A 12,644-nucleotide genomic window follows, 5' to 3' on the forward strand; every position below is an offset into this window, starting at 1 on the left:
GCTCACGCAGTTGACCTGCCGCCCTGTGCTCGCAAACCGATACGTGGTGTCCGGCAAGTCCTCTCCGTCCCACAAATCGCGCCGCTCCCATATGACATAGACAATGTCACTTGGCCTCGTAATCTTGTAGAGGTACACTTCGCTGTTTGTGCCAGCCACCCGCTCAATCGCCGTGGCCGTGCTCAGGCATGATGCCATCGCCTGGTAATAGGGGTACGGCGTCAGCGGAGTGAGAGAGGAATCAGTCAGCCTCAGGTTTCCGAATATCGGATGCTGCCCCAGTGCGAATGTCGTGGATTGCAGGTTCCACCACCAAATGACCTGTATTCCGGCCTCAAGCGCAAGGATCGTTCTGCAAACGATGTCCCGGCCTTCTATCCGGTTGCGTTTCGCCACAAGCGCATCGCTCGCCGGAGATAAAAACATCTGCATTTGTTCGGGCAAAATATCGAAGTTGTCAAGCGCATCCTGCCACAACTCCACGAGGTCATCGCCGCCCAGTATCGCCCTGGTCGCCGAAAACTGGATAGGGAAGTCCTGCGGGGTCGGCCCTCCGCTCTCTGTGCAATAAATCGGCTTGTCCGTCAGAGCCTGAAACCAGTCGAGCCTGTCCCCTATCGAGTAGAAGTCGCGGTACAGCCGCACGTCTATGGCGTCGCAATAGTCGCCGCAGTTCGTGATGACCGTAGTCATCGTCTCGTCATCAACTGGGACGCCCTCGCCGGTAAACACGCCCGTATGCCCACCCAGAATCACGGTTGCGGTCGGGTCCGCCGCCTTGACAGCGGCATAAAACTGCGCCTGTATCTGAGCGTATTCGGCGAGCGTTCCAGACCAGTAATCTTCGGAGCTGCCGTGCGCTTCCCAGTCGCGTGTCCAGTACTTGACCGCCCCGTCCGTTCGCAAAACCATTTCATATACAAAATCGTAATAGGTATCAAGGTCATTCGGCATCGAGCCGCCCTGTATGGCGGGATATGCCACGCCCCATGAGTTCTGCGTTTTCACGCCGACCAGCACATCCACATCGGCAATAGCCGCCTGCGCCACAAGAGCATCAAGCGCCGTCCAGTTATAGGTGCCCTCTGTCGGCTCAAGGTCGCCCCACTGGAAGTACGCGCTGATATGGTTTGTATTCGAGCTTGCGACTACCGCTCCGAATGACTGCCCCGAATAAGACTGCCCGAAAGCTATGCCTATCATTTAGGTTGCTCCAATTCTTTTTCGATTCTACCTATTTCCTGGTTGAGCCTGATTACAAGAGAGGCAAGCTGCGGAGAGCCTTTCGGCAGTTTCATTCCATGAATGAGCAGTCGAGCGGTCTGCGGCTTTGTGAGCATCCGCGCAAATATCGCTGGCCCTCCAAGAATCAGCAATCCGCCAGCTATCCCCTTCTTTTCGTTGCCAGTGAAATATGCCCCGGTCGCTATTCCGCCAGCCGCTCCGGCCTGTGCAAACTGAATCCACATCTGGCCGGTTCCGCCCGGCTTGGCCTGTGAGAGCGTCAAAAAGTCAACAATTCCCTCTATCCGCTTGGCCTGTTCGGGTGTAAATATCTCATCAAAGTTTCCGTTCAGCTTCATCCGTTTTATGGTAGTGGCCAACGCTTTTCCTTGAAGCACTCCACCGGTTGTCGCCTTTGCAACCTCGCGTTCCATCCATATGCCTGTCATGTCGCTGAATGTGTCCGCCCCGACCAAGCCTTTTACATAAGAAAGCTCTCTGCGAGAAGTTGTTGGCTTGAATACTTTTTCCACAACGTCCTCAGCGACCGCCTCATCCATCTTCATAATTTGGCGCACCAGTTTTTTATTGAATGGAGTGACGCCCTCTTTGTAGAGTTGGCGGGTGGCCTCGTAGTAGTCTTTAGCGGCAGGCGGCAATCCTTTTGCCGCAACATCCATTTGTGTGCCAAGCATTTGAACCAGCTTGGTTCCAAGGCCGACAACGGGGTCCTTGCTGTTTCCAGCCTTTGCCGCTTCAACTTCTTTCATGATGCGCGAACGCAAGTCATCGGCCTGCATGAATCCGATTTTGCCCGATGCGAAAGCCTCATCGTTCACAATGGCGTCAATGATTTTTTTGCCAGTCGCGCTACTGCCAATCTCCGGGGAAATGCGCCCCTCAGAGATACCCTTGAGCCAGTTATAAGGTGATTCAACATTTACGATGGCATCTTTGGTTGCGTTATCGACTTCTTTATATCTGCCCCGCATTGTGGCATGAAAAGCCTTCTTTTCCCCCAGTATCGTTTCTGTGGCAAAATCGCCCAATTGTTCGGCGTCGTAATCTGTCTTTCGCAATGACTGCACAAAGGATTGCGCCGCTTCTTCGCCAAGGTCTTGCTGTTGTCGCTTGAAGCGATAGAGTTTCCCGCCAAACAGGCCGCCGCTCGATATATTTTCCATCAGGTCAACAAACTGATTCGTGGTTGCCTGGCCGGGCGTGAGAGCAACCTGATATGGGTCGCGTCCAATCAAAGCTTCGCTAATCGTCTTGGGCTTGCGCGGCCCCATGTAGTCCTGCATCACGTCAATTGCATTAGCCGCTCCGCGCTCCAGCTCTGGGGCGCTCTTGACCTTGCGGATGCCCCCGCCGATTGCTTGCGCCACTGGCTTTAATAGTTTTGAGCCGCCAATATAAGCGGCTCCGCCTATTGCCTCTGGCGCGGCTCCCTGTGCCACAGCCGCCTTTGCAATACCGCCAGCGCGCCCCAATGATGTTTCAGGAGCACTCTCAGGATTGAGAAGATAATTAGCCGCCTGTCCGCCGCCAGCCAAAGCGGTTACAGTTGGAAGCGTTCTCAGAAGCAAGGGTATCAGGCTCATGCCGGATGTTTCAGGGGCAAGCGCAATTGAACCGGCAGTCGCAGCAGTAGCAGGAAGATACGGGCCAGCCGCTTTTGCCGCCGATTTTAATTCCTGTCCAAAGGTCGGTCCGGATGTGTCTGTAAGCCTTGCGCCTACTTCCGCGCTTGACGGGTCGGAGTATTGTATGGGAGCCATCTTGTGCGCCCGTATCTGCTCGACGCTCACGCCCTCAGAAGAAATATAGCGGTCAATATCGGCCTTAGGCGCATTCTTTCGCACCATCTTCTCAACGTTGCGCTTTACGCGGTCAAGGTTGTTCAAGTCCGTATTCGGCATATAAATCTTCGTTTCCCGTTTGCACGCTGGCTTCCATCAGTTTTTGGCGCATCTGTTCGGGTGTTGGTTCGATTCCCATTTGCCGGAATTCATCAAGCAGCCGGATAGTCGTCCGCAAGATATCCCTCTGTGAACCCCATTTGGCGCGGTATTCAATCGGGCTGTCCTTGTCGGGATTAGGAAGCGACCCCATAATCTCCTGCATTTCCCTCTCGCCGCCAGCCACGCCGGTGATAAACTTCCTCACAAGCAATGACCACTGTTTCTGCGCGCCATGCCATGCAGACCTGCGCTTCAAGAAGTCTGATTTCTCAAGCGCCCCCGCCTTATTGAGAACGCTCAGGCCAGCCGCCTTGCCTCGTCCGGCGTATGTCAGGAAATTTGGGTCATACATCTTGTCGATTTCTTGCAGCTTGGTCAGACTTTCGTTCGCGTCAATGATCCTCTTTTCAAGGTCAGTTACAGTTGCCTTTTGGAGTTCGCCCGTATTGACGTTAATCGTAGTTCCTGGCGTTTTTAAGAGCCGATCAATATAATCCGTCTCGCTGATTTTGCCTTCTTTGTTAAGCCGCGCCAGTTCCGACGCTGATGTTGGCTGAGGCTCACGATCCTTTGATGTCTTTGTATATGGCAAGACAGTGCCAGCCTTGGCGGGAGCCACCTTCTGAGGAGCCAGAAGAATGCCTTGGTCGGTCATCATGGGAGTAACTGGCACCTGCTCAGGCGTTATCTGATTTTGCAATATGCCGCCTGCCATTTCTGTAGCCCTTGGCGCTCTGTCCGCATACTGCAAAAGGCTGATTAAGGCTTGCTCAGGCGTCAAGGAAGGCGGAACGGTTTCGGTCTGAAGGTTGTCCATCATCGGACCCGGCCCGGCAGGATAATTAAAGTCGGGCACCTGTGTCTGCCGCTCTTTGGTCGCCCCGATTACATCGACTATCGCCTTTATCGTGTCGTTATATTCCTTCTCCTGGCGCTTTTGCAGTTCCTTTTGGACGCGCTGCTGTATCATTACCTGCCGCGCATTCGGGTCAAGCGCCTGTAGGAATGTCGGAAAATCGAATGGCATAGCCTATGCTCCTCCCATCCCCATGCCGAATGCACCCAGCAGCGATTGCAGCATTCCCATGATGCCCTGTGCGCCTTGGCTCGGCCCGCCGCCATAGCCGCCCTGATTCGGATAGCTCCACTGATTCGAGCCGCCCAATGTCTCGTTCACCATCGGCATCGCGCTCGCATTATTCAAGATGCGCACGGCAAGGTCTTGCCCCATCTGCACCTTCTGGTAGTCGCTGGTCTTGTTGACGGTGCTCTGCTTCGCTACAAGCGGACTCTGGTACATCCCGGCTGACATACCTGCCAGTTGACCCGCAAGCCCCTGCCCCTGCCCCTGTATCCGCATGAGAAGCTGATTCAACGCGTCGCTGTCCGCCCCTCGTGCGTCAATTCCGGCCCGTCGCGCCTGCCCTCCAAAGGCCGTCCCTCTTTGCGCCAACAGGCCGCCCATCGTCTTTTGTCTTAATGCGCTATTCTGTTTCAGCATCTGGTTTGCAAGCTGATAGGTGGTTGTGCTCGTGGGAGCATTCAGCGTCCGGTTGAGCAAGCCGGACAAAAGGTCGGCCGCTTGCCCGTATCTCCCGCCAAAATACTTTTGCCAATACTCATACGGGTCTTTGTATTTAACGCTGGTTTCGGAGCCGCTATCGAAGAAATTCATGCCATCTCCCCCTAACTGAATGCGAGGCTTTTTATGCCGTTACGCCCATTGTAATAAAGCTTCTGGTCTGTGCCGTCATCGAATATGACAGCCTTGCCGCCGTCCATTTCCGTTGGGACGCTCGTTGTCGGCTCTTTGCGTATCCACAAATTATTGTTTTCCATTTCGGTAAGCTTTGCTTCCAAAAACTTCACCCTGTTTACCAGTTCGGCGTATGTAAGTTCGCGTTCTTCGCTCATGCGTTTTTCTTCAATTTCGCTTTGAGTTCTTTGATGCGGGCGTCACGCGCTTTCTCGACCTCTATTTGCGCTTCAAGGGCCGCAAGCTCCCGCTGCTCCTTGAGCGCCTGCGCTTCTTCCGGCGTGTACGCTATCACCTTCACGGTCTGCGTCTGCGGGTTGTAGCGAAGCTCCTTGGCCCTCAGAACGGGCCGCACCTGTTCGGGCGGGACGGCCACCTCGATGTAATCGTCAAACTCGCCGCCGTACCCATGAATGGTTGCCCTGATAATATCGCCATGCTTCAAGGCCGGAGCGTCCTGTCTGAGCGGCATCACTTTGTTGTCGGATATCCTTACGGCAAGCCTCATCATGCGAGAATCCCCTTCTCTAACTTGATGCAGATGTAATCGTAAATTACGCCATTGGCATTAACGCCATCTGCGTCGCCAACGGTGAACGAGCTATAATCCACCGACCGGACCCCTGTCGTCGCATAGCCTCCGCTAAAACGGGCGGAATAATAATCGGCCATCAATGACGTTATTTTTATCCACGGAGGACTGTCATTCTCGCCTATCACAATCACGATGTCGGGCGTGAAGTTGCCCGTGCCCGTCACTTCCTGTGTCGCAATGCCGTCACCCGTATACGCGCCAACGGCAATGATGGGAGGCGTAGGCATGTAAGGCGTGTAGAATGAGCCACCGGGTATCGGCCTTGGTATCTCGAAGTCGAAGCCATCTCCAGCCTGATTGGCGACGTTATCAACCATGCCGACAACCTTGGCGTAATCGTAGGCGGCTCCCCCGCCGACCGCCGCATTGAATGCCACAAGGTCGGTTTCCCAAAACGTCGTGTCCAGCGTACTGCGCGTATAAAGGGCCGCTGTCGTACCCTCTGCCGCGCTGTCGTAAAGGACAAGAATGTAATAGGTGTCTGCGGCTTCGGCTGTATCTTCAAGTGTCCCGTTTTCCAGTTGGCCGGTCGTGATGTTCACTGTCTCGGATACATCGGTAAGCTGGTACGGGTTGCCGCTGGAATTTTCAAGCGTCAGCGCATCCGCGGCAACGGTCAACTTGGTTTTCGGATTTGAAGCGTCCGGCGTCAGATACAGGCCCGTGCAACCATTATCGGAAAAGGTGTGCGTCCCCGTGGCCGAATGCTGCAACGCCAGAAACGTGTTCATGTTGGTGTTCCCATGAACAAATTTCGTGTCCGCTATTGCAGCGTTACTTGCGATGTCGCCATTGCCGATGCCGGTTCCGGGCGTTGTCGAAAACCTGTTGTTCAGGTCGGCGAAGTTGGCCTGCACCGGCCCCGCAACAAGGTCATCGCCGTCTGCTATGGTTGGGTATGGTAAAGATCGCGCCATCTGCTGGTCTCCCTAATTTAATGTTCGTGGTCGCTCCAGCGGCTCAATCTGCTGGATGCGATATGTCTTGTCCTGGTCTTCCATGTCCACCTGCACCTGATAGCTGTACGGATTGATGAAAGAGCTGGGCACGTGAACGCCGAATATGGTTCGCTGGTCACTCTGGCCGCTTCCCCATACCAAGCCCTCCTGCCCCCATTTCAGGCCGGTATCTCCCCACTGATGCACCGTGACAGAGCGTTCGTCGCTGACCACCTGCTCTGTCGTGTAGCGCCCGTCCTCCGCGCTCAGGGTCACTTTATAGGAAGCTTCCGCGCTCGTGTCCATCGATACGTTGATCGTGCGAACCTTTGTCTTTTGGGTTGCGCTGCCGCTGTTTATTACGCTCGTTCCAAATGAGCAATCAATGTTTACATCGGTGCCATCTGTCGCCGGCGAATCATCGTCCGTTCCGCTGCCGAATTGATATATCAGGCCCAGGCTTTTCGATGTGCCGAAATAGAGTTCGCCCTTGTCCGTGCCGCCCTTCAGGTGAAAATAGCAGTTCGGGTAATAGCCCTCGTCCTTGCTGATAAAGACGTTTCTCAGTGTGTCGTAGATGACCGTGGTATCGTTCACGGTGCTGGTGGTGGAAGGAAACGAAACCATCAAATATCTGTTGCCGTACAGGGCCGCGCATGCGCCGGTGATGTACGTGGTGTTCATCAGCCCGATAATATCCATGCGAACCGGCTCATCTATCGCGGCTGAGTAGTATCCATTAAAAGCTTGAAGGCCGGTATCGCTCAGATAGTACAGGGCGGGTCTGCCTAAATATTTTCCGGCCACAAGCGTCTTTATGGCCGCTATCCCAACCGTATCCTCAAGGGCATTTATCTGGACGCCAGAATAAGGGTCTTTCCCCCGGAGCACCCCGATAGCATTGCGCCGGAGCACTATCAGGTCGCCATTAAACGACACTCCGCACTGGATGACCTCTCCTTGATGCGCGAAGTCGAGATATTGAGTGCTGTTGTTCCATGCGATTGTCGCTCCGGCCACAGACGACCAATAGGCATAATTGTTTTTGAACACCCACGCCCTGTTGCCGTGAACACAGATGTGGGTGCCGCCGCTGATGCACTGGCCGCCGCCCACGCCGGTCATGTCTTCCCATCCATCGCCGTTCGGGTCGTACTGCATGCTTTCGTTGCCATTGACCATCATCAGGTGGTCCTGGATGTCCTCATCGCCCACGCCCGTTATCGGGAACACGGCAAAGTAGGGGGTCGCTCCCGCCGTCAAGCTCTGGCTCTGAGCCGTAAAGTTCGTGCCGTCATCCGAAAAGAAAATGTCGCTGTTTGCGCCCGCGCTTTCATCCGCGCCAACAACCCATTGGGCCGTTTGGCCGGTCGGATAATATTTAAGAGCGTTCAGAATCGGCTTATCCGTTGCCGCAAGGTCACACGCAACGTTCGTGTTTTTCTTCGTGGTTCCAGTGCGCCTCTCAGGAATATATGTCTCCGTGAGCCGAATATTCTTGCCGGTTCGGTAACAGGTGCGCGGCATAGGCGTCTGTATACGGTTCAGGCCGCCATGCCACTGGTTGAAGATATTCGGCTTTTTTGTTACAGTCATCCGAGTAGCCTTCTTGGAAAGTTCATCCTTCGCGCTACCTTGCCGCGTCTGCGCTTGACAATGGCCCTGAGTTCCAGTATCCCCTGTAGATATTCCGCTTTTGTCAGAGAGTATTTCTGATATTCGTCATCCTCCAGATGCGCCTTTACGACCGCATATTTCACCGGCAAATGACGAAACGCGGCCTCAATTAGAGACTGGTCGCTCAGGTTCACCAGCTCGTCCGGCTTGCGAGCGCCTATAATGCACACGGTTCCAGCGGCAACGGGCACCGGCATAAGATAGATGTTTCGACCAACGCGGTAGTATTGGGAAGGCGTACCGGGTGAAGATGTGTCATTCTGGATGCTCTTGAAGGCCGGATTGAATTCAGTGAGTTCGGTATAGCTGCTGTTTGAGTCAATCCACCAAATGCTGATTATGCCGTCCTCATAGGCTTCATCCGGCAGTGTGACTATTTCATCGTCTTCATCCGTATACACGCCGACATCGGTTGTCCATTTTTCCTCAAGGCACCGGGTTTTGGTGACAACATCCAACTGGCCTTCGTTTATCCACGCCTTGCGGATGGTCGGGTCCTTCCAGCGGGAATTACCGCTTTCTTCGCCGACTTCCCGATAGAAAGCTTCCTGCATGTCCTCGAATGTCAGCAGTTCTACAGTCATTAGATTTGCACCACCCTAATGTCGCTTTTAACTTCATTGCCCCACACATCCCATCCTTCGCGCTTTTGCCTCGCAAACAGTTCAAGGCGCGGCGCGGGAGAAATGCTTTCTATGAGCGCATAAGCCTCATCCGGTTTTTGGCTATGCCTTTTAGGGCAAGTAGCGTGAAAATTCGTAGGCTTATATCTTCCAAGGGGAAACCGACATTTTCCTTTGTAGCCAAAAAGGAGCGTTTGCGTTCTTGAAATAAAATAATTTCCACATCCGCTAGGCTTGACCCAGGTTATCGGGGCGAGATATTTGAATCCCCAGTGTTCCATAACGTGAAACCCATCATGCAAGAATTGGTTTGTTGTCCATAGCCATAAATGACAGGCTTCGGCGGCAAGTTCTTGGACAGGCAAGGCTAGGATTTCACTAACAGTCATGGTCGGGTAAGGCAATGCCGTTGCTCCCTTGTGCCTTTTGTATGCGCCCGCGAGTTGTTGCGGCCACGGCGGGTCTGTATATATGGTTTTGTACTCCATTATTAGATTTGCACCTGCACCGCGCCGCCCGTGAGAGTCGCAAGGTAAAGCCCGCGAAACGGCAGCGGACGCGGATATGAAATGCCATACGGCTTGTCCTGTCCGAGCAGATAGAACAAGGGAATCGTTTCAAACAGGATCGGACTGTCGATGTAGGCCGCCGTATCGCCGGTTTTCACGGCCAGCCTCACAGTCAACTGGGTCGCGCTCGCGTGAACATCCGCAGCCGCAGTCGTGAGCCATGCCCATGCGCTGTTTCCGGCGTGTGCGCCAGATGTGGTCGTGGTCTGGCCGTCGTAAGTTTCCAGGTACGCCCTGTCTCCGACCGTCGCATATACCCACGCGCCAGCCATGATGTTTTTGCCCTGCCACCATGTGATTGCGTTTTTCGGAGCGGGGGCCATAGCCAAAACGTTCTGTGACAGGTAGCAGTTGGTTCCCGCCCTGGTCAATTTCGCGGAATAGCTGCCGTCTTTAATAATCGTGCCTTCACGCGCCACAGCCGCGCTTGCGCCTGAAACGGTCCATCCATCGGGAGCCAGCGCCGCCCCGTTACCCCATTTCTCAAAGCTGCGATTCGCAAGAACCATGTTTTCGGCGTTGTACAACAGGACGGTGGAATCGGTGTCCGTATTCCCTGAAAACAGGATGCTGCCAATGGTTCCCGGTATGGCGTAATAAGAGGTTCCACCAGTGGTGTCGAGATACAGCGGATTGCGTGTCAAATTGTTAGCCATATGCTTATAGCTCCTTCTTGGCTGTTATATGCTTGGAGGTTCGGGCTGAGGATCAAACAGGTGATTGGGGCACACCCAGTTGCCTTCATCGAAAACCATTCTCTCTTCTTCCATTTCAAACCCGCAGTACCAACACGCATGCTTGATACCGGCATCTTCCGGTCGTATCATCCGGCTTGAGGCCACCGTCTTTTTGTTCCAGTTAAAGGTGTCTGTGCGTTCTCTCAGCGGGTACATTCATTCCTTATGTGGGTACGGGGAGGCCGAAGCCTCCCCATCCCTGTTGTAGTTCATCAACCGCCGCCGTCAGCCCAGTCAGCCGCAGCAGGATAAACCGATATAACAGCCCAGTTGGTGGCATCGAGACAGCGAAGCGTGATGCTATCGCCAATTGTGGAACTGGTAATCGGATCGCCTGCATCAAGCGTTAAATGCAGAATTGCGTCTGCATTGTCAAGCTCGATGACCATGGCCTGAGCAACCGTCACAACAAACGTGTATTCCACGCCGATTGCGGTAGATGCTTCTGGCAGCGTGTGCTGTGAGCCGTCGCCGTCCCCGGTATTCGTGAACGTCTTGCCGGATTCGGCTATGGTTAGCACGTTATCCGCGCCGATGTATGCCTCAACCTGAGAGGTCATGCCCTCGATGTACGTGGTTGGACCAGCCCCTACAATGTCGCCATTTGCGTCAATGTTTCCATCAACGCGAACATTGCCATCAAATTCGCCGGTGCCCTCAACAAACAAGGTGTCATCGCCGGTTGTTAAGTCAGGTGAAGCTCCGGTTCCAACGCGAACTCCACCGGTGTCAACCTGCAAACCAACGTCAAGGCCAGCGCCCTGAATATGGACGCCCTCGGTTATGCCGGTGCTCGTGGTATCGCTCGCATTCACGAGCAGCCCATAAGTCTCATCGGCAACGTTGTCATCATCGGCATCCATCTCGACTTCGATACCGGCAACAGCCTGGCCGCTTCCACCGGCGACATGAGTCACCTTTACATTGATAGCGGCAGCCGCAGCCGTCTTTGAGTCGTATTCGATGTCGATTGCGCCCTCAACGCCCGTATGGTCGGTGCCAGCGGCATCGATAACGAGCGCCTGTCCCGCAGCGGGAAGCTGGGCAACAATGCACTTCTCAAGCGCGGTGTCCGCTCCAGCCTGTGATTCAAACGATATGCCGCGTGCTTCACTAGAGCCGGTCACATCGCTTGCGTCAATCGTAAGGCCGGATATGTAACTGGCCGCACTCGTGTCATCGTCAACGTCCAGCATTATCGCGGTAATGTATTCACCCGCTCCGTCATCCGTGCCCGTGACCTTGATATTCATGGCTTCCGTTGCAGTAGTAGCGGACGTAAACCCAATATCAATCAGGCCCGTGGTTCCGGTGTAGGCCGTTCCATCAGCGTCAACCGACAAAACGACGGTATCGGCGTCCGTCTCGGCATAGATGCAGGTGTCAAGCAGAGTGTCCGCGCCAGCAATAGTCTCAAACGCGATACCCCTGACTTCGCTTGAACCCGTGGCATCTGTCGAGTCGATGGTGATAGCCGTAACAGTTGATGCGGAATCGGAATCGTCATCCACATCAAGGTACATGCCGGTGACTTCGACGCCAGCACCCGCAGACGCAAGCAACGTGGTTTTCAGATTGAGAGCCATTGCAGCAGTAGTCAGCGTGTCGAAATCGATGTCCATCACACCGCTGGTCTGTGTGCTGTCAACGGTAGCCGCGTCCAATACGAGATATTGCCCGGCAGCCGGAACTTCCGCGTGGATGCACTGCTCCACTCCGGTAGCTCCGCCAGTCACATCCTGAAACGCAATACCCCACACATCGCTTGAGCCGGTCGTGTCGGCTGAATCAATCGTAATCGCGGAAACCTCAGCAGCCGCATCAGAATCATCATCAACATCTATAAAGATGCCGGTGACTTCCTCGCCGCCCGTATTGTTTCCGAGAACTACGCTCAGGTCTATCGCATGTGCGCCCGTAGTAATAGACCCGAAATTGATATCCAATGCACCGCTGGTATTCGTCTGGTCGGTGGTAGTGGCGTCTATAACCACCTCTTCATCTGCGCCCAACGTGAACGTATGGGTTGCGCCGGTGAATGAGGTTGTGCTATTGAGCGTGACAGCGCCGTCAAACTGGGCCGCGCCGTCCACTTCAAACGTGCCGGTTATGTAGGCGTCCTCGCCGTTCAGCGTTACGCCTTCGGTGCCTGCGCCCACTTTCCAGTTGCCGGTGACAATCTGAAAATCAGACGTTCCGGCATCAGAGGTCGCCGTCAGGTTGCCGGTCGCTCCGTTCACCTTGAGAATCGCCCAGTCGTTTTCACCCGCATCAATGAACTGCAATGCAGGCGAATTGGTGGTGTCATCGTCAAGGCGAATATCGGCAACAACGTCGCCGGTCAGGGTGATGTTGTCGCCAGCGGCATCGCCAAGCGTTACTGCACCCTCGGTCGTGAGAGCGCCTACAACCGTAGTGGCCGGAGTGATAGTCACCCCGCCAGTGGAAACATCGCCAATCGCGATTGTGCCATTACCAGCGGCATTGATTGTCAGGCTAGTATTACCGGATGCAGCAGAGGTAATCGCCGCCTGATAGAACGCGCCGGTGACGGTCAGATT

The 12,644-nt window shown here is 54.5% G+C and carries 13 protein-coding genes; all 13 read right to left on the bottom strand.

The genetic code is table 11. From position 1 onward, the window contains the following. On the bottom strand, positions 1 to 1,203 hold a 1,203-nt coding region (locus C4542_04345), incomplete at its 3' end, for a hypothetical protein (protein ID RJO62364.1). Beyond that, complete coding sequence (locus C4542_04350) at positions 1,200 to 3,146, bottom strand: hypothetical protein (GenBank protein RJO62352.1); 1,947 nt, start codon at positions 3,144 to 3,146, stop codon at positions 1,200 to 1,202. The genes C4542_04345 and C4542_04350, both read right to left, overlap by 4 nt. Beyond that, a complete protein-coding gene (locus C4542_04355) occupies positions 3,118 to 4,215 on the bottom strand; it encodes a hypothetical protein (GenBank protein ID RJO62353.1) in 1,098 nt (365 codons plus the stop codon). The genes C4542_04350 and C4542_04355 overlap by 29 nt, the downstream gene beginning before the upstream one ends. A gap of 3 nt (positions 4,216 to 4,218) precedes the next feature. Then, complete coding sequence (locus C4542_04360; protein RJO62354.1) at positions 4,219 to 4,863, bottom strand: hypothetical protein; 645 nt, start codon at positions 4,861 to 4,863, stop codon at positions 4,219 to 4,221. 11 nt (positions 4,864 to 4,874) lie between these two features. Then, positions 4,875 to 5,102 (bottom strand): hypothetical protein, encoded by a 228-nt coding sequence (locus C4542_04365; GenBank protein ID RJO62355.1) that lies wholly within the window; start codon positions 5,100 to 5,102, stop codon positions 4,875 to 4,877. After that, a complete protein-coding gene (locus C4542_04370; GenBank protein ID RJO62356.1) occupies positions 5,099 to 5,455 on the bottom strand; it encodes a hypothetical protein in 357 nt (118 codons plus the stop codon). The genes C4542_04365 and C4542_04370 overlap by 4 nt, the downstream gene beginning before the upstream one ends. Next, positions 5,452 to 6,456 (bottom strand): hypothetical protein, encoded by a 1,005-nt coding sequence (locus tag C4542_04375; protein ID RJO62357.1) that lies wholly within the window; start codon positions 6,454 to 6,456, stop codon positions 5,452 to 5,454. The genes C4542_04370 and C4542_04375 overlap by 4 nt, the downstream gene beginning before the upstream one ends. Before the next feature lie 12 nt (positions 6,457 to 6,468). Beyond that, positions 6,469 to 8,073 (bottom strand): hypothetical protein, encoded by a 1,605-nt coding sequence (locus tag C4542_04380; protein RJO62358.1) that lies wholly within the window; start codon positions 8,071 to 8,073, stop codon positions 6,469 to 6,471. Further along, complete coding sequence (locus C4542_04385; protein ID RJO62359.1) at positions 8,070 to 8,738, bottom strand: hypothetical protein; 669 nt, start codon at positions 8,736 to 8,738, stop codon at positions 8,070 to 8,072. Before C4542_04385 ends, C4542_04380 begins: the two co-directional genes overlap by 4 nt. Further along, a complete protein-coding gene (locus C4542_04390; GenBank protein RJO62360.1) occupies positions 8,738 to 9,265 on the bottom strand; it encodes a methyltransferase in 528 nt (175 codons plus the stop codon). Before C4542_04390 ends, C4542_04385 begins: the two co-directional genes overlap by 1 nt. A 2-nt stretch (positions 9,266 to 9,267) precedes the next feature. Beyond that, positions 9,268 to 10,002, bottom strand: coding sequence for a hypothetical protein (locus tag C4542_04395; protein ID RJO62361.1), 735 nt, complete (start codon positions 10,000 to 10,002; stop codon positions 9,268 to 9,270). A gap of 24 nt (positions 10,003 to 10,026) precedes the next feature. Next, positions 10,027 to 10,239: a hypothetical protein gene (locus C4542_04400; protein RJO62362.1), complete on the bottom strand. Its 213-nt coding sequence runs from the start codon at positions 10,237 to 10,239 to the stop codon at positions 10,027 to 10,029. Between the two features lie 56 nt (positions 10,240 to 10,295). Beyond that, positions 10,296 to 12,644 (bottom strand): hypothetical protein (locus C4542_04405; GenBank protein RJO62363.1); only part of this gene is annotated, 2,349 nt, incomplete at its 5' end.

The organism is Dehalococcoidia bacterium (assembly GCA_003597995.1).
Classification (GTDB): domain Bacteria; phylum Chloroflexota; class Dehalococcoidia; order Dehalococcoidales; family UBA1222; genus SURF-27.